Origin of the sequence: Mesorhizobium mediterraneum (assembly GCF_002284565.1) — a bacterium.
GTDB classification, from domain to species: Bacteria; Pseudomonadota; Alphaproteobacteria; order Rhizobiales; family Rhizobiaceae; genus Mesorhizobium; species Mesorhizobium mediterraneum.
Map to the genome: position 1 here is coordinate 118,464 of NZ_NPKI01000018.1, position 18,920 is coordinate 137,383.

9 protein-coding genes are annotated in these 18,920 nt (G+C 62.9%); all 9 read left to right on the plus strand.

The window, feature by feature from the left end:
• The first annotated feature begins 86 nt into the window (after nucleotides 1-86).
• A complete protein-coding gene (gene hutI / locus CIT25_RS17005) occupies nucleotides 87-1,322 on the plus strand; it encodes an imidazolonepropionase (RefSeq protein ID WP_095485696.1) in 1,236 nt (411 codons plus the stop codon).
• A complete protein-coding gene (gene hutH / locus CIT25_RS17010) occupies nucleotides 1,319-2,854 on the plus strand; it encodes a histidine ammonia-lyase (RefSeq protein ID WP_095485697.1) in 1,536 nt (511 codons plus the stop codon). Before hutI ends, hutH begins: the two co-directional genes overlap by 4 nt.
• A gap of 220 nt (nucleotides 2,855-3,074) precedes the next feature.
• A complete protein-coding gene (gene hutG, locus CIT25_RS17020; RefSeq protein WP_095485698.1) occupies nucleotides 3,075-3,893 on the plus strand; it encodes an N-formylglutamate deformylase in 819 nt (272 codons plus the stop codon).
• A 39-nt stretch (nucleotides 3,894-3,932) separates the two neighbouring features.
• On the plus strand, nucleotides 3,933-5,603 hold the full coding sequence (hutU, locus tag CIT25_RS17025) for a urocanate hydratase (RefSeq protein ID WP_095485699.1): 1,671 nt from the start codon (nucleotides 3,933-3,935) through the stop codon (nucleotides 5,601-5,603).
• 8 nt (nucleotides 5,604-5,611) lie between these two features.
• Nucleotides 5,612-6,199, plus strand: coding sequence for a HutD/Ves family protein (locus CIT25_RS17030; protein ID WP_095485700.1), 588 nt, complete (start codon nucleotides 5,612-5,614; stop codon nucleotides 6,197-6,199).
• A gap of 246 nt (nucleotides 6,200-6,445) precedes the next feature.
• A complete protein-coding gene (locus CIT25_RS17035; protein WP_095485701.1) occupies nucleotides 6,446-15,007 on the plus strand; it encodes a glycoside hydrolase family 94 protein in 8,562 nt (2,853 codons plus the stop codon).
• 360 nt (nucleotides 15,008-15,367) lie between these two features.
• Nucleotides 15,368-17,140, plus strand: a complete 1,773-nt coding sequence (locus CIT25_RS17040; protein ID WP_095485702.1) for a glucan ABC transporter ATP-binding protein/ permease — start codon at nucleotides 15,368-15,370, stop codon at nucleotides 17,138-17,140.
• A 98-nt stretch (nucleotides 17,141-17,238) separates the two neighbouring features.
• Entirely contained in the window at nucleotides 17,239-18,000 is a 762-nt protein-coding gene (locus tag CIT25_RS17045) for a heme ABC transporter permease (RefSeq protein WP_095485703.1), read from the plus strand.
• A gap of 216 nt (nucleotides 18,001-18,216) precedes the next feature.
• Entirely contained in the window at nucleotides 18,217-18,897 is a 681-nt protein-coding gene (locus CIT25_RS17050) for an outer membrane protein (protein ID WP_095485704.1), read from the plus strand.
• Nucleotides 18,898-18,920 lie beyond the last annotated feature (23 nt).

Here is an 18,920-nt window from a genome sequence, read left to right on the forward strand (position 1 = left end):
ATCCCATTTGGCAGTATGATCATAGCACTTGCAGCGCCTTTCAATATGTATATACATAATCGCCATCGATTGAAACGGAAAAGATCATGGCTGGAGAGAGCAAAAGCCGGGCAGGGGAGGTTCGCCTCTGGCGCAATGCGCGTCTGGCGACCATGGTTGAAAGTGCTACCGGACTGGGCATCGTCGAACACGGCGCGATCGCAGCACGCGATGGCCTGATCGTCTATGCCGGCCCGGAGGCCGACATGCCGGCAGCACTTTTCCAAGACTCCGAGATTGTCGATTGCGAAGGCCGCTGGATCACGCCCGGCCTGATCGATTGCCACACCCATCTGGTCCATGCCGGCAACCGCGCCAACGAATTCGAGATGCGTCTGGCCGGCGCCACCTATGAAGAGGTCACCAAGGCCGGTGGCGGCATCGTCTCGTCGGTCAGGGCGCTGCGCGCTGCCAGGGAGGACGAGCTGGTCGCCCAGTCGCTGCCGCGCCTCGATGCGCTGATCGCCGAAGGCGTCACCACCATCGAGATCAAATCGGGCTATGGCCTCGATCTCGAAAACGAGAAGAAATCGCTGCGCGCCGCGCGGCTCCTGGGCGAACATCGTCCGGTAACGGTGAGGACGAGCTTCCTCGGCGCCCATGCCCTGCCGCCCGAAGCGAAAGGCGACAAGGAAGCTTTTATCGATCTGGTCGCAAAGGAGATTTTGCCGGCGGTTGCTGCCGAGGGCCTGGCCGACGCGGTCGATGGTTTTTGCGAAGGCATTGCCTTTTCGCCCGAGCAGATTTCTCGTGTGTTCGACGCGGCGAAAGCAGCAGGCCTGCCGGTCAAGCTCCATGCCGACCAGCTGTCCAATCTGCACGGCGCCGAACTCGCGGCACGCTATGGCGCCCTGTCGGCCGACCACCTCGAATACACCGACGACGCGGGTGCGGCGGCGATGGCGAAGGTAGGAACCGTGGCGACGATCCTGCCCGGCGCCTATTATTTCATACGTGAGACCAAGAAGCCGCCGATCGGTCTGTTTCGCCAGCACGGCGTCAGGATGGCGGTCGCCACTGATTGCAATCCCGGCACCTCGCCGCTGACTTCGCTGCTGCTGACCATGAACATGGCGGCGACTTTATTTGGCCTGACCGTCGACGAATGCCTGGCCGGTGTCACCCGTGAGGCCGCCCGCGCGCTCGGACTTCTCGGACAAACCGGCACGCTGGAGGTCGGAAAATCGGCCGACCTGGCGATCTGGGATATTGGGCGCCCGGCCGAGCTCGTCTACCGCATGGGCTTCAACCCGCTGCATGCCCGCATCTGGAGAGGACAATGAGCCAACTCAAACTCAAGCCGGGCAACACAACCCTGGCCGACTGGCGCGAAATCTATCGTGGCGCCGTGCCGAAGCTAGACGCTGCCTGCCGACCGAAGATCAAGGCCAGCGCCGAAGCGGTTGCGCGGATCGTCGCCAAGGGTGAGCCGGTGTATGGCATCAACACCGGTTTCGGCAAATTGGCCAGCGTCCGCATTCCCGCCGCCGACCTCGAGACCCTTCAGCGCAACATCGTGCTGTCGCATGCCGCCGGTGTCGGCGAGCCGATGCCGGTTGCTGTTTGCCGGCTGATGATGGCGCTGAAGCTGGCCAGCCTGGCCCAGGGTGCCTCGGGCGTGCGGCCGCAGACTGTCGAACTGTTGGAAGCGATGCTGGCCAATGACGTCATTCCGGTGGTTCCGGCGCAAGGCTCCGTCGGCGCCTCCGGCGATCTCGCGCCGCTGTCGCACATGACGGCTGTCATGATCGGCGTCGGCGAGTGTTTCACCCCGCATGGCCGCTTCCCGGCCAAGGTCGCTTTCGTCTCGCACGGACTGGAGCCGGTGACACTCGCCGCCAAGGAAGGCCTGGCGCTGCTCAACGGCACGCAGTTCTCGACTGCCTATGCGCTGGCCGCCCTGTTCGATGCCGAAGTTCTCTATCAATCGGCGCTGGTTGCCGGCGCGCTGTCGACCGATGCTGCGAAAGGCTCCGACGCCCCATTCGATCCACGCATCCATCTCTTGAGAAAGCATCCTGGCCAGATCGAGACGGCGGAAGCGCTGCGCAATTTGATGGCCGGCAGTGCCATCCGTGAATCGCACCGGCTCGGCGACGAGCGCGTGCAGGATCCGTACTGCCTGCGGTGCCAGCCTCAGGTAATGGGTGCTGCGCTTAGCGTGCTGCGCCAGGCCGCCGACACGCTGGGCACCGAGGCCAACGGCGTCACCGACAATCCGCTGATCTTCGCCGAGGACGACACCGCACTTTCCGGCGGCAATTTCCACGCCGAGCCGGTGGCCTTCGCCGCCGACATGATCGCGCTCGCCGTCTGCGAGATCGGCTCGCTGTCGGAACGTCGCATTGCCATGCTGGTCGATCCGGCACTGTCGGGCATGCCGGCCTTCCTGACGCCGAGGCCCGGTTTGAATTCCGGCTTCATGATCCCGCAGGTGACGGCGGCAGCACTCGTCTCGGAAAACAAGCAGAAGGCCTATCCGGCTAGCGTCGATTCGATCCCGACCTCGGCCAACCAGGAAGACCACGTCTCGATGGCAGCACACGGCGCGCGCCGGCTGATCGGCATGGTCGAGAATGCGACGGCCGTCATCGGCATCGAATTGCTGGCCGCCGCGCAAGGTTGCGATTTTCATGCACCGCTGGCGTCGAGCGCAGAACTCGAGGCAGTGCGCAGGCTGGTCAGGGCTGAGGTGCCGCATCTCGACAATGACCGGCATTTTCACCCCGACATGGAAAAGGCCATCGCCATGGTGCGCAGCGGCGCGGCAGTGAAGGCGGCGGGCAAGGTGGCGCTGCCGGGAATTGCGTCATGAGAGCGCACACCTCGATAGGTCGCGATCCTTCGCGCCCCTCTCTGTCCTGCCGGACATCTCCCCCACTTGGGGGGAGATCGGATGTCACGCCGGCTTTCGCCAATCGCCAAGGTTGCAGGGTTGAGCGGGGCGCCAAAGCTGCCAATCTCCCCCCAAGTGGGGGAGATGTCCGGCAGGACAGAAGGGGGCGCCGTAGAGCTCCAACCCGCGGAGATCTCTCATGACCGCAGCCTCCTGGCTCACAGTCACTCAGGGCACGGCACCCCTGCTGGTCTCGATCCCGCACACCGGCATCGATCTCGCCGGTCTTGAGAACCGGCTGGTGTCGCCCTGGCTCGGCCGCCGCGACGCCGACTGGTGGATCGACAAGCTCTATGATTTCGCCGAAAGCCTCGGCGCGACGGTGGTGCACACGGCGATCTCGCGCACCGTCATCGACGTCAATCGCGACCCGTCGGGCGCCTCACTCTATCCCGGCCAGGCGACGACAGGTCTCTGCCCGACCGAGACCTTCGATGGCGATCCGCTCTATCGCGCCGGGGAAGAGCCGGGACCATCGGAGGTCGACGAGCGCCGCGAAAAATACTTTGTGCCTTACCATGCCGCCTTGCAGGCCGAGATCGACAGGCTGCGCGCCTTGCACCAGAAGGTCGTCCTCTATGACTGCCACTCGATCCGCTCGGTGCTGCCACGCCTGTTCGAGGGAACGCTGCCGGTGTTCAATCTCGGCACCAATGACGGCAAAAGCGCCGACCCGGCCTTGCAGGCAATGGTCGGCCAGATCCTAGCCGAAACCGGCGAGACCTTTGTCATCAACGGCCGCTTCAAGGGCGGCTGGATCACACGCCATTTCGGCCAGCCGCAAAACGGAGTTTATGCGCTGCAGATGGAGCTCTCCAACCGCGGCTATATGCGCGAGCCCGAAGGCAAGGGTGCGCCGGACAATTGGCCGGTATCCTACGATGCCGATTTTGCCGCGCCGATCCGCGTCACGCTGAAAAAGATCCTCGAAAACGCGATTGTCTGGGCACACGGCTGAACGCGCAACGCCGCATCTCATTCGAAAGGGACTGACGCCATGACCGATCCTCGCCACAACATCCGCGAAGTCCGCAGCCCGCGCGGCAGCGAGCTCAACGCCCGCTCATGGCTGACGGAAGCGCCGTTGCGCATGCTGATGAACAATCTCGATCCCGACGTCGCCGAAAACCCCAACGAACTGGTCGTCTATGGCGGCATTGGCCGAGCAGCGCGCACCTGGAACGATTTCGATCGCATCGTCGCCTCTCTGAAGACGCTTGGAGATGACGAGACGCTCCTGGTGCAGTCCGGCAAGCCGGTCGGCGTGTTTCGGACGCACACCGATGCGCCGCGCGTGCTGATCGCCAATTCGAACCTCGTGCCACACTGGGCGACCTGGGAGAAATTCAACGAACTCGATAAGAAGGGCCTGATGATGTACGGCCAGATGACGGCCGGCTCGTGGATTTACATCGGCACGCAAGGCATCGTGCAGGGCACCTACGAGACCTTCGTCGAGGCCGGCCGCCAACATTATGGCGGCAATCTCAGGGGCAAATGGATCCTGACCGGCGGGCTCGGCGGCATGGGCGGCGCCCAGCCGCTGGCCGCGGTCATGGCAGGCGCCTGCTGCCTGGCTATCGAATGCGATCCCGACCGCATCGATTTCAGGCTGCGCACCCGCTATGTCGACGAACGCGCCGACACGCTCGACGAGGCGCTGGAAAAGATCGAGCGCTGGACCAGGGCCGGCGAGGCGAAATCAGTCGGCCTGGTCGGCAACACCGCCGACATCGTGCCGGAACTGGTGCGGCGCGGCGTGCGCCCCGACTTGGTCACCGACCAGACGTCGGCGCATGATCCGCTCAACGGCTATCTGCCCAAGGGCTGGTCGCTCGCCGAATGGCGCGAGAAGCGCACCAGCGACCCGAAGGCGGTCGAAAAGGCAGCGCGCGCGTCGATGCGCGAGCATGTCGAGGCGATGGTGGCGTTCTGGAACGCCGGCGTGCCGACGCTCGACTATGGCAACAACATCCGTCAGGTGGCGAAGGAGGAAGGGCTCGAGAACGCTTTTGCTTTCCCGGGTTTCGTGCCGGCCTACATCCGACCGCTGTTTTGCCGCGGCATCGGCCCGTTCCGCTGGGCAGCCCTCTCAGGCGATCCCGAGGACATCTACAAGACCGATGCCAAGGTCCGCGAGCTGACACCTGGCAACACCCATCTGCACAACTGGCTCGACATGGCGCGCGAGCGCATCGCGTTCCAGGGTCTGCCGGCGCGCATCTGCTGGGTCGGTCTCGGCGACCGCCACCGGCTCGGCCTCGCCTTCAACGAGATGGTGGCGAAGGGCGAGCTCAAGGCGCCGGTGGTCATTGGCCGCGATCATCTCGATTCCGGCTCGGTTGCCTCGCCGAACCGCGAGACGGAATCGATGAAGGATGGCTCGGACGCCGTATCCGACTGGCCGCTGCTCAATGCGTTGCTCAACACCGCCTCCGGCGCAACCTGGGTGTCGCTGCATCATGGCGGCGGCGTCGGCATGGGCTTTTCGCAACATGCCGGCATGGTCATCGTCGCCGACGGCACACGCGAAGCGGCCAAACGCCTTGAGCGCGTGTTGTGGAACGACCCGGCGACCGGCGTCATGCGCCACGCCGATGCCGGCTATGACGTCGCCATCGACTGCGCCAGGGAGCACCAACTTAACCTGCCAGGCATCCTCGGCTGAGCCGCGCCTTGCGCATCCTCCGAGCAGCCGAATACCGGTCTATGCCCTGGAAGAACGGCGGCGGGGTGACGACGGAGATCGCCGTCTCGCCCGCAGGTGCTGCGCTCGATGATTTCGACTGGCGCGTCTCAATGGCGCGCGTCGAAAGCGGCGGGCCATTCTCCGCGTTTGCCGGAGTGGACCGAACCTTGGCCGTGCTGGAAGGTGAGGGGATTATCCTTGATATCGCCGGTCGCCCGGCGGCCACGGTGACCAAGGTTTCCGCCCCGCTTTCCTTTCCGGCCGATGTACCGACGCAAGCGGCGCTGATCGCCGGCCCGATCACCGATCTCAACGTCATGACGCGGCGCGGACGGATGACCCACACTGTCGAGCGCGTGGTGATTTCGGCCCCGACGGACATCCACTCAGCGGCCGATGCGACCCTCATCCTGTGTTTTGACGGCGAGATCACAATGGCCGGCGCGGCGCCTGTCCGCATCGGACCGCGCGACACGCTGTTGCTCAGTCCGGACGCCCTGAAACGGCGCCTGGAGCCTGCCCGAACGGCGACGCTGTTCGTGATCCGCATCGATCGCGTTGCTGCAAACGATTAACGCCTGTTTCGAAACATGATCGCAGCACCGGCGAAATATACCGTAAGCTCAAGTCCACATCACGAAAAAGCCCGAATCCTTCCGTCGATCAAGTCCCGACGGGAGCGAAGGGGTGAACGTCTGAAAGTTGTGGTGCGAAAACAAACTTTCGGCCCGTGTTTCGATGCAACCAATTGCATTTGAATCGGTTTTAGGGACATTGCCGTGGCGGTGACGCCGCTATGCGTCCCCCATACGGAATTTTCAATGAATATCCAGACGAACCCCACCCAAATGGAAAAGACGAGCGCGAGCTTCCCGGCCATCACCGAAGAGCCGATACGCTCCAATTTCCTGCCGGAAGAGCGCCTGCGCACGCTGGGTACAAGCCTCGCCGAGGGTGACGTCAAGGATCTGTTCGGCCTGGAGCCGTTCGATTTCCAGCCACGCGTCCGCGACAGCGCCAGCAAGATCCTCGAAGTCTACCGCTCGACCAATGCCGCGCAGGCGAGGGGCGAGACGATCACGCCGGCGGCGCAATGGTTGCTCGACAACAACTATCTGGTCGAGGAAACCATCTTCCAGGTCAAACGCGACCTGCCGCGCCGTTTCTATCGGCAGTTGCCGACCCTGAAGCTGTCCGACGGCGCCAGCGTGCCGCGCGCCCTTGCGCTGGCCTGGACGTACGTCGCCCATTCGGACAGTTCCGTCTCGGCGACCATGTTCAAGGCGATCGTCGAAGGCTTTCAGTCCGTCGAGCCGCTGAAAATCGGCGAACTCTGGGCGCTGCCATCGCTGCTGCGCTTCGTTCTGATCGAAAATCTTCGCCGGATCGCGGTCCGGGTCAATCGTACCCGGCAGATGCGCCAGATTGCCAACGAGGTTGCCGATCGCGTGCTGGCGATCGACGACAACGCCGACCGTCAGGCGATCCTGTCGAACTACGTAGCCCATGCGCAGGACACCACCTTCGCCACCCAACTGCTCTACCGCCTGCGCGACGGGTCGCAGAATGCCGGCAGGGCGCTGGAATGGCTGGAGGGCGAGCTTGAAGAGTCCGGCTCCGATGCCGAGGAAATCATCATCAGCGAGCATCGCACGCTGTCTGGTGGCAATGTAACCACCGGTAACATCATCCGCGGCCTCAGACTCATCAACGATATCGACTGGACGGTTTGGTTCGAAGGCGTCAGCCGCATCGACACCTTGCTGCGCGAGCGCACCGATTTCGCCGCGCTCGATTTCTTCTCGCGCGACCAGTACCGGACCGCGATCGAGGAATTGGCGCGCCGCTCCGATCGTTCCGAATTCCGCGTCGCCGAAAAGGCGATCGAACTTGCCGGCCACGCCGCTGTCGCCGATACTTCCGGCACCGGTCCGACCGCTCACACCGACGTCGGGTTCTTCCTGGTCGGCCCGCGCCGGCTGGAACTGGAAAAGGCGATCGGCTATCGGCCGACCGTCAGCGTCACGACCAAACGGGCGTTCCGCAAAACCGGATGGTTGGGCATTGTCGTGCCGGTGTTCGCGCTGACCGTCCTGCTTCTGCTCGTCTCCGGCAATGCCCTTGCCAATCTCGGCCTGTCCGTGCCGTCGATCGCCTTGATGCTGGCGCTGTTTGCCGTGCCGGCCAGCGAAGGCGCGCTTGCCTTCTTCAACACTGTCGTATCGTTGTTCCTCAAGCCGACGCGCCTCGTCGGCTACGACTACAGACGCGGCATGCCGCCCGAGGCGCGCACGCTGGTGGTGGTGCCGTCGCTGATCGGCTCGCGCGACGACGTCGAGGAAAACATCCGCAACATCGAAGTGCATCACCTGGCCAACACGGCGGACGAAATCCATTTCGCTCTGCTTTCTGACTGGCCGGACTCGAAGACCGAAATCGATGCCGCGGATATTGAGATCCTCCAATATGCTCGCGACGAGATCGCGCGGTTGAACGCCCGCTATCCCAGCGAAGGCGCGCCGCGTTTCTACGTCCTGCACCGCCGGCGGCTCTACAATGAATCCCAGGGCGCCTGGATGGGCTGGGAACGCAAGCGCGGCAAGCTGCACGAACTGAATCTTCTGCTGCGCGGTGACAGCGACACCACCTTCCTGCCGCTGGATGTGCCGTTGCCGGAAAACGTCATCCATGTGATGACGTTGGACGCCGACACACGCACCACCCGCGATGCCGTCGCCAGTTTGGTTGGCAAGCTTTGCCATCCGCTCAACCGCCCGCATTTCGATGTCACAAAGCGCCTTGTCACCGTCGGCTACACCATCCTGCAGCCGCGCATCACCGCATCATTGACCAGCGGCGACGACGCATCCTTCTTCCAGCGGGTCTTTTCCGCCAATCGCGGCCTCGATCCTTACGTCTTTGCCGTCTCGGACATCTACCAGGATGTCTTCGGCGACGGCTCCTTCACCGGCAAGGGCCTCTATCATGTCGACGCCTTCGAAGCGGCGCTGAAGGGCCGCATCGACGAAAACACCATCCTCAGCCACGATCTGCTCGAAGGGGCATTGGCCCGCGCGGCGCTGGTCACGGACGTCGAACTGGTCGAGGACTATCCGACCCGCTATTCGGTCGACGCATCGCGCCACCATCGTTGGGCACGCGGCGACTGGCAGCTTCTGGGCTTTCTTCTCGATCCGAGCTCTGGCGTGCCGGCGCTGTCGCGCTGGAAGATGGTCGACAATCTGCGCCGCTCGCTGACGCCGATCTTCTGGGTGATGGCGGCGATCGCCGGCTGGACGCTGCTGCCCTTCACACAGGCCGCGCAATGGCAGGCGCTGCTGATCCTCACATTGTTCATGGCGCCAACGTTCGACATCATCCACGCCATCCTGCCGAAAAGCGGCGACCAGACACCGCGCGGCCATTTCTCGGCACTGGCACGCGATGTTGTCTTCGGCACCGCCCTGGTGGCTCTGAAGATCGTGCTGATGGCGCATCTGGCCTGGATGATGGGCGACGCTATCATTCGCACGCTCTACCGCTTGTTCGTCAGTCGGCAGAACCTGCTCGAATGGCGCACGGCCTCGCAGGCGCACAAGAACGGCGACAATGATCTCGGCTCCTACTACGGCATGATGTATGGCGCGGTGATTATCGGCGTCGTCGGCCTTGCAATTCCCGTTCTGGCCGATTCCACCGGAGCTTTCGTCGCTTTCTTCTTCGCGCTGTTCTGGATCGGCTCGCCGGCCTTCGCCTTCTGGATCAGCCGCTCGGCCGAAACCGAGGATCGCTTGCGCATATCGGCGGCCGACATCCATGCGCTGCGCACGGTCGCGCGGCGCACATGGCACTATTTCGAGACTTTCGTGACGGCCGAGCATCACAATCTGCCGCCCGACAATTTCCAGGAAAGTCCGGCGCCCGTCGTTGCGCCCCGCACCTCGCCGACCAATATCGGGGTTTATCTCCTGTCGGTGATTTCGGCGCGCGATTTCGGCTGGATAAGCCTGTCCGACGCCACCACCCGCATCGACGCCACGATGTCGACCATCGAGAGCATGCCGCGTGAACGCGGCCATCTCTTCAACTGGTATGACACGACGACGCTGAAGCCGCTCTATCCGCTCTACATTTCCGCCGTCGATAGCGGCAATCTCGCCGGCCATCTGGTGGCGGTGGCAGCAGCCTGCGCCGAATGGGCGGAAGCGCCTGCGGTCCACCTTCAGGGCGATTTCGAAGGCATCCTCGATACGGTGACGATCCTCGACGAAAGCCTGGCGGAGTTGCCTGACGACCGCCGTCAGTTGCGGCCGTTGCGCCAACGGCTCGCCGATCGCCTCGACGGCATGCGGCGGGCGGTCGAATCGATCAAGGCACAGCCCGAGATGGCATCGATCCGCACCATCAACCTGGCCGTTCTGGCCGGCGAGATCCGCAAGCTCGCCATCGCCATCCATACCGAGGCCGCATCGACACAGAGCGACACCATCGCCGACTGGGCGGCAAGGCTGGAAGCCACCTGCGAGGCGCATGTTCATGACGCGCATAGCGACGACAATGCCGTCGAAGCCTTGCGGGCCAAGCTTCTTTCGTTGCGCGAGCGCACGCGCCGCTTCGCCTTCGAGATGGATTTCTCCTTCCTCATGCGGAAGGAACGCAAGCTCCTGTCGATCGGCTACCGGGTCGAGGAGCATCAGCTCGACGAAAGCTGCTACGACCTCCTGGCTTCCGAGGCGCGGCTGACCAGCCTGTTCGCCATCGCCAAGGGCGATCTGCCGACCGAGCACTGGTTCCACCTCGGCCGGCCGATCGTCGAGATCGGGTTCAAGGGCGCGCTGATGTCCTGGTCCGGCTCGATGTTCGAGTATCTGATGCCGCCGCTGGTGATGAAGGAGCCGCAAGGCTCGATCCTCAACCAGACCAGCAAGCTTATCATCAAGCGCCAGATCCAGTACGGCCGCTCGAAGAACGTGCCCTGGGGGATTTCGGAAGCGGCCTACAACGCCCGCGACCGCGAGCTGACTTACCAGTACACCAATTTCGGCGTGCCTGGGCTCGGCCTGAAGCGAGGTCTTGGCCAGAACACGGTGATTGCGCCTTATGCGACCGTGCTGGCGGCGCAGTTCACCCCGCGTGAATCGGTGCAGAACCTGGCCAGGCTGAGGCAGCTCGGCGCCCTTGGCCGGCACGGCTTCTACGATGCGGTCGATTTCACGCCGCAGCGCGTGCCGGAGGGCACCGATCATGTCGTCGTGCTGAACTACATGGCCCACCATTCCGGCATGTCGATCGCCGCCGTTGCCGACGCCATCTTCGAAGGACGCCTGCGCGATCGCTTCCACAGCGATCCGGTGATCGAGTCGGCCGAGTTGCTGCTGCAGGAAAGGGCGCCGCGCGACATCCCGACCGCCACCGTCAGGACCGAGGCCGACGAACGGTCGAAGGACGAAACGGAAGTCGAGAGCCCCGATACGCGCATCGTGCTCAACCCGCTCAAGGCGCTGCGTTCGACCAGCGTCATGTCCAATGGCCGCTACTCGGTCATGGTCACCGCGACCGGCTCTGGCTATAGCCGCTGGGGCGAGCTTGCGATCACGCGCTGGCAGCCGGACCCGACCGAGGATCGGCTTGGCTCTTATATCTTCCTGCGCGACGCCGGCACCGGCGACTGGTGGTCGGCCACCGCCGAGCCGAAGCGTGCCACCGGCGAAGAGGTGCAGACGCTTTTTTCGGATGACAAGGCGAGCTTTGTCAAATCGGTGGGATCACTGCGTTCGGAGGTCGAATGCATCGTCATCTCGGAAGGAAACGGCGAAGGCCGGCGGGTGACGCTTTACAATGACGGCCCGGTCGACCGGCATATCGAGGTGACCTCCTTTGCCGAACTGGTGCTGGGCTCAGAGGCATCCGATAACGCGCATCCGGCCTTCTCGAAAATGTTCGTGGAAACCGAGATCGCTGCGAATAACGGGGCGATCTTCGCCACAAGACGCAAGCGGGAAACGGACGAGCCTGACGTCACCCTGGCGCATTTCGTCACCGACCCGTCTGGGTCGACGCGCGACGCCGAGGCCGAAACCGACCGGCGCGCCTTCATCGGCCGCGGCCGCACCATCGTCGAGGCTGCCGCCTTCGATCTCGGCGCCAAGCTTGGCGGCCATTCTGGCTTCACGCTGGATCCGGTCGCAGCGCTTCGCCGACAGGTGCGCGTGCCGGCCAACAAGAAGATCTCGCTGACCTTCTGGACTGCCGTTGGCGCCAACCGTGCCGAACTCGAAGACGCCATTGCGCGGCTCGATCATCCGGAAGCCTTCGCCCGCCAGGCGATGCTCGCCTGGACCCGCTCGCAGGTGCAGACCCGTCATCTCGGTCTCAGCCTTGCCGATGCCGCCAATGTGCAGAATCTGGCGCGCTATCTGATCTATCCTGATCCGTTCCTGCGCCTTCCGGCCGAATCGATCGCTTCCGGGCTCGGTAAGCAGTCCGGCCTGTGGCCGACCAGCATATCCGGCGATTTTCCGATTTTCCTGGTCAGGATCGGCGATGTCGCCGACCTCGAAATCGTCGCCCAGGCGCTCCGCTTCCAGGAATATATGCGCGCCCGCGGCATGATGATCGACTTTGTCGTCGTCAACGAGCAGGCTTCATCCTACGTGCAGGACCTGCAACGGGCGGTCGAGACGCTGTGCGAAAACAGCCGCCTGCGCGGCAAGGAGCTTGGACCCCGCCAGCACATCTTCGCGGTGCGCCGCGACCTGATGGACGAGACGACCTACAAGACGCTGCTCGCCGTCGCCCGCGTCGTCCTGCACACGCGCAACGGCACCATCTTCGATCAAATCGAGCGCGCCGAGGCCGCTGCGCTGCAAGCGCGGGACGCCTTGCAACCGGCGGATGCAGCAGCGCTTCGTGAACCGTCTTCGCCGGCCCCGCAGGCGTGGGCTGCCCAAGCCTCGATCGAAGGCCGTGCCGACGGCAGCGGGCTCAGCCAGTGGAACGGTTTTGGCGGTTTCGAGGGCGACGGACGCCACTATGTCGTGCGCCTTGCAGGGCGGCTCACGACGCCGCAGCCCTGGATCAACGTCATTTCCAACACCTCGTTCGGTTTCCATGTTTCGGCTGAAGGCGCTGCATTCACCTGGAGCCGAAACAGCCGCGATTATCAACTGACGCCGTGGGCGAACGACCCGGTCACCAACCGGCCCGGCGAGGGCATCTATATTTACGATCATGCCAGCGGCCGGGCGTTCTCGCCGTTGGCCGCCGTGGTGCGCGATCCTGCCATGACCTACGAAACATGGCACGGGCAGGGTTTTTCGACCTTCCGTTCGACGCGCGGGCCGCTGTCGATGGATCTTACCCATGTGGTCGATCCTGTCGATCCGGTGAAAGTCTCCCGATTGCGAATCCAGAATTCCGGTTCGGTGCCGGCGCGCCTGCGCGTCTATGCCTATGCGGAATGGGTCCTTGGCAGCCATCGTTCGCGCACGGCGGCGACCATCGTTCCGTCCAGGGATGCTGAGACGGGCGCGTTGCTGGCGCAAAATCCCTACGGACTCGACTTCAGCGAGCGGGTCGCCTTCCTGGCCGCCGACAGCGCGGCTCATTCGGTGACGGCCGACCGCGGTGAGTTCATCGGCCGGCACGGCACCAGCGAACTTCCGCATGCCGTGCTCAACGGCGCCAGCCTATCGGGCCGCGTCGAGGCCGGCGATGATCCTTGTGCTGCAATTGCGCGCGACATCGACATCCCTGCCGGCGGCGACGTGACGCTGCTCTGGCTGCTCGGCGATGCAGCTTCTGCCGAGGAAGCCAGCGCCCTGGTGCAGCACCATAGCAGCAAAGATTTCGATCAGCGGCTGGCTGACAATGAACGCACGTGGCGAGGGTTTCTCGACACCATCCAGGTCGAGACGCCGGACAAGGCGCTCGACGCCATGGTCAACCACTGGCTGCCCTATCAGAGCCTTGCCTGCCGCATCCGCGCCCGCTCCGCCTTTTACCAGGCGAGCGGCGCCTTTGGCTTCCGTGATCAGTTGCAGGACACGCTGGCCCTGCTTGTCCATGATCCGAAACTGGCGCGCGACCAGATACTCAACGCGGCGCGGCGGCAATTCCCCGAAGGCGATGTGCAGCACTGGTGGCTGCCGCGCACCGAGGCAGGCGTCCGCACTATGATTTCCGACGACGTGGTCTGGCTCGCCCATGCCACGGCACGCTACTTGCTGGTGACCGGCGACACCGCGATCCTCAGGGAACAATTGCCCTTCATCGACGGGCCGCCGCTGGAAGAAGGCGAGCATGATGCCTTCTTCACCCCGGAGATATCGAAGAAGACCGCTTCACTCTATGATCATTGCGCGCGTGCACTCGACCTTGCCATCAAGCGCAGCAGCCCCGCCGGACTGCCGCTGATCCTCGGTGGCGACTGGAACGACGGCATGAACCGTGTCGGCGAGCACGGCAAGGGCGAGAGCGTCTGGCTGGGCTGGTTCCTGCTGAAGACGCTGGGCGACTTTGCGCCTGTCGCCAAGTCGGAAGGCGACACCAAGCGCGCGCAAGCCTGGACAAAACACGCCGACGTGCTGAAGCGAGCGCTGGAAAGCACGGCCTGGGATGGTGAATGGTATCGTCGTGGCAGCTTCGACGACGGCACGCCGCTGGGGTCGCGCGGTTCACAGGAGTGCAAGATCGACTCGATTGCCCAGTCGTGGAGTGTGCTGTCGGGCGAGGGCGATCCAGCGCGGTCGACGACGGCGATGCAGCAGGCGATGAAGATGCTTGTCGACGACGAGCTCAAGATCGTCAAGCTTTTCACCCCGCCCTTCTCCAAGACGGAAAAGGACCCGGGCTACATCAAGAGCTACCCGCCGGGTGTCCGTGAAAACGGTGGCCAGTACACCCATGCGGCGTCATGGTTCGTCATTGCGCTCGCCGAAATGGGGCGCACCGATGATGCCTACCGTTGTTTCTCGATGCTCAACCCGGTCAACCACGCGCTCGACGAGGCCGCTGCCGAGCATTACCGCGTCGAGCCTTACGTGGTCGCCGCCGATGTCTATGCCGGGCAAGGCAAGGGCGGCCGCGGCGGCTGGACCTGGTATACCGGCTCGGCCGGCTGGCTTTATCGCGCGGCGGTCGAAGGCATCCTCGGCATTGAGCGCAGGGGAGCGCGCATCCAGTTCAAGCCGAAACTCCCCAGCCATTGGGAGGGTTATGCGGCAACCCTCAAGGTGCTTGGGGCCGAGCTCAGGGTTCGCGTTGTCCGTGACGCCAAGGTCAAAGCCATCTCTCTTGAGATAGATGGTAAAAAGACGAAGGCTTCGTCTTTCGAACCGAAAGCCGGCGACAAGGCCGAAGTGGTCGTCAGGATACCGGCGTAGTTTCAAGGATTTGGAGCGTCTTTACACATCTTGGGGACGCGCGTTGTTTAAGGATGTTCTAGCAATTCTACCGCGCGTCAGCTTTCCGAAAAGCCGATGCAGGCTTTAGAAACTCATACATAACCATTTGCTGATTAAAATTGCGGCAGTGCTTGCGGCCTGCCATGATTTTGCCGTAAGGCTGACATTTTACCTTTTTTCTCAAACTGTTAGGTGATCACGACAGATTTCGCAGCGTCGCCATCTTTTGTTCGCGAATTGGGAACTGAAGGGGTACACGAGCATTGTTTCGCGACACGTCAACGGGTACGAGTCAGAAAATGATGCAGTGCACAATAACAATTTGCCGGAGTAGCTGAAGTGTCCCTTCTGCAAATCTACTGGAGAGCGCTCGGTTATCTCGCTGCCGACAGGAAACGCGTGGCGTTTATCTGCGGGGCGAACATCGCGCTTGCCATTATCGCCATCCTTGAGCCGATCATGTTCGGACGGGTGATCGATGCTATTTCGGACGGCGGCTCGGTCTTTTCGACGCTCGGCGTGTGGGCCGGTATCGGCGTCTTCAACGTCGTCGCCTTCGTTCTGGTGGCGCGCGGCGCGGACCGCTTTGCCCATGCACGGCGCAGCGAGGTCCTTTGCCAGTCATTCGAGCGCGTGATCACCATGCCGCTTGCTTGGCATCATCAGCGCGGCACCTCCAATTCCCTGCATACGCTTCTGCGCGCGGTCGAGACCTTGTTCAGCCTCTGGCTCGAGTTCATGAGGCAGCATTTGTCCACTGTTGTCGCGCTGGTTCTGCTGGTGCCGACGGCGATCAGCATGGATATTCGCATGTCGATGGTCCTGCTGGCGCTGGGTGCGCTCTACGTCGGAATCGGGCGGCTGGTGATGCGTCGTACCAAGGAAGGCCAAGCGTCCGTGGAGCGGCACTTTCACAAGGTGTTCGCGCATGTGAGCGACTCGGTCAGCAATGTCGCCGTGCTGCAGAGCTACAATCGCATCGGCCACGAAACCGACGCCTTGAAGCGTTATGTCAAGAATCTGCTTGATGCCCAATATCCGGTGCTTGACTGGTGGGCATTGGCCAACGCCCTGCATCGCCTGTCGTCGACCATTTCGATGATGGTCGTGCTGTTGATCGGCTCCTATCTGGTCATGCATGGCCAATTGCGTATCGGTGACGTCATAGCCTTTACCGGCTTTGCCACGCTGCTGATTGCCCGGCTCGACCAGATGTCGGCCTTCGCCAATCAGATTTCGGAAGCCAGGGCCAAGCTCGAGGAATTTTATCGCCTTGAGGACTCCGCGGCCGACGCCGCCGAGCCGGACGGGTTGCGTGACCTCGGCAACGTCACTGGTCATGTGCGTTTTGAAAACGTCAGCTTCGAATTCGCCAATTCGGGCCAGGGCGTGAACGACGTATCGTTCGAAGTTCACGCCGGCCAGACCGTGGCCATCGTCGGTCCGACGGGCGCAGGCAAGACCACGCTCATAAATCTTTTGCAGCGCGTCTTTGCGCCGTCCAGCGGCCGCATCCTGATCGATGGCATCGACACCCGCACGGTGACCCGCAAGTCGCTGCGCCACTCGATCGCCACGGTGTTCCAGGATGCGGGCCTGCTCAACCGCTCGATCGAGGACAATATCCGCGTCGGGCGCGCCGAGGCGACCTATGATGAGGTCCACGCTGCCGCCAATGCCGCTGCCGCGCAGGATTTCATCCTGTCGAAGAGCAATGGCTATGACACGGTCGTCGGCGAACGCGGCGGACAGCTTTCGGGCGGCGAGCGCCAGCGTATCGCGATCGCACGCGCCGTGCTGAAGGATTCGCCCATCCTGGTGCTCGACGAAGCGACCAGCGCGCTCGATGTCGAGACGGAAGACCGCGTCAAGGAAGCGATTGACGAATTGCGGCGCGGCCGCACCACCTTCATCATTGCCCACCGCCTGACCACCGTTCGCGATGCCGATCTGGTCGTGTTCATGGACAAGGGCAAGGTGGTCGAACTGGGTGGCTTCGCCGAACTGTCGATGCGCAATGGCCGCTTCGCCAGCCTGCTGCGCGCCGGCGGCTTGCTCAACGACGAGGAAGTCCGCCGCCTCAGCCGGACCATCACGGACGAGGCCGCCTGAGTTCTATCCCTTCTCCCACCTGTGGGAGAAGGGAAAGCCCCGCCTGCGACACCACCGCTCGATTGCCCCAAACGCGTCGCCGGTTTATGTAAAGCCGCATGAGTGACCTGACTTCACGCCTCAGCGGCTGGATGGATTTCGCCAACCCGACGCGCTTTGTCGGTTTGGCCGACAGGGTAGTGCCATGGCTGGCGACCATCGCCACACTCCTCCTGACCGCCGGACTCTATATGAGCTTCACGGCGCCGGAGGATTTCCAGCAAGGCATCACCGTGCGCATCATGTATATCCATGTGCCCTTCGCCTGGCTGGCCATGATGTGTTTCACGCTGATGGCGGTTTCCGCGTTGGGCACGCTGGTATGGCGCCATCCGCTGGCCGATGTCGCGCTGAAGTCGGCGGCACCCATCGGCGCCGTCTTTACAGCGCTCGCGCTGATCACCGGTTCGATCTGGGGCAAGCCGATGTGGGGCACCTGGTGGGTGTGGGATGCGCGGCTGACCTCGGTCTTCGTGCTGTTTCTGATGTATCTCGGCATCATCGCGCTGACGCGGGCACTCGACGATGCGGCGCGCGCCGCCTGGGCCGCCGCAATCATCACCCTGGTCGGCTTCATCAACATCCCGATCATCAAATTCTCGGTCGACTGGTGGAACACGCTGCATCAGCCGGCTTCGGTGTTCCGGCTCGGCGGGCCGACCATCGATCCCAGCCTGTTGCGGCCGTTGCTGGTGATGGCTCTGGGTTTTACCGTGCTGTTCTTCGCGCTGCATCTGATGGCGATGCGCACGGAAATCCGACGTCGCCGTGTCATTTCCATGCGCCGCGTTGCGGCCCGGCAGGCCGATAAACACCATTAGAGGCGCCTGACTTGGCCGTCATTTCACTCTAATTCGCCGACAACCACGTGTCTGCCGTCAACATTGTCTGTGACTGGCCGAAGTAGGCATGTTGCAATGCTGCAACAGCGATCTCTATAACCTCGATCCCACCCCGTTTTCACTGTTGACAGCTAAGCCATGCACCGGAAGTGATGCATTATATTTGCCTGTTAATTGTCGTGGGGGATTTTGTCGATGAAAGTGCGTCTGCTTGCCGGTGTCTCCGCAATAGCCTTGACGCTTGGCTGGAACTCAGCCAATGCCGCCGACGCGGCGGTCGAAGTTCCGGCGGCCCAGGATCTCTGGTATGTCACACTGTTTGGTGGCGCCAGCTTTCCGAATGACGTGAAAACGCATTCCGACACCTACAACAATGACTTTTCGATGGACTTCGACACCGGCTTCGTGATCGGCGGCGTCGTCGGTAAGCGGCTCAACGATGTGTTCCGCGTCGAAGGCGAACTGTCCTATGCGCGATACAAGGCGAGTACGTATGACGAGGGTATCTTTCACGGGTATCCGGCTGACGGCGATTTGTCCGCCACCTATCTGCTCGCTAACGTCTGGGCCGACGTTGCTCATTTTGGAGATGCCAAGCTCTATGTCGGCGGCGGCATCGGCGCCGCCTATGTGACCGCCGACACAACCTGGGGCGGTCACGAATATGGATACGGATCTGGTGGGTGGGGTTTTGCCGGCCAGGTGGGAGCCGGCGTCACTTACGCGCTGGCGCAGAATATCGACCTCGATTTCGGCTACAGGTTCAAGGCCGTCTCCGCCGTCGACTTCGATTCCTCCCGCGAAGGCGATGCTGTATTCTCGGACGGGAAGTTGAATTCCCACAATCTGCAGCTCGGCGTTACATTCAAATTCTGATTGCTTCGAATTCTTGCTGAAGG

Bases quoted from the DNA above. Each gene is read 5' to 3' on its own strand.
- hutI (WP_095485696.1), top strand. From the start codon at position 87: ATGGCTGGAGAGAGCAAAAGCCGGGCAGGGGAGGTTCGCCTCTGGCGC.
- hutH (WP_095485697.1), top strand. From the start codon at position 1,319: ATGAGCCAACTCAAACTCAAGCCGGGCAACACAACCCTGGCCGACTGG.
- hutG (WP_095485698.1), top strand. From the start codon at position 3,075: ATGACCGCAGCCTCCTGGCTCACAGTCACTCAGGGCACGGCACCCCTG.
- hutU (WP_095485699.1), top strand. From the start codon at position 3,933: ATGACCGATCCTCGCCACAACATCCGCGAAGTCCGCAGCCCGCGCGGC.
- CIT25_RS17035 (WP_095485701.1), top strand. From the start codon at position 6,446: ATGAATATCCAGACGAACCCCACCCAAATGGAAAAGACGAGCGCGAGC.
- CIT25_RS17045 (WP_095485703.1), top strand. From the start codon at position 17,239: ATGAGTGACCTGACTTCACGCCTCAGCGGCTGGATGGATTTCGCCAAC.
- CIT25_RS17050 (WP_095485704.1), top strand. From the start codon at position 18,217: ATGAAAGTGCGTCTGCTTGCCGGTGTCTCCGCAATAGCCTTGACGCTT.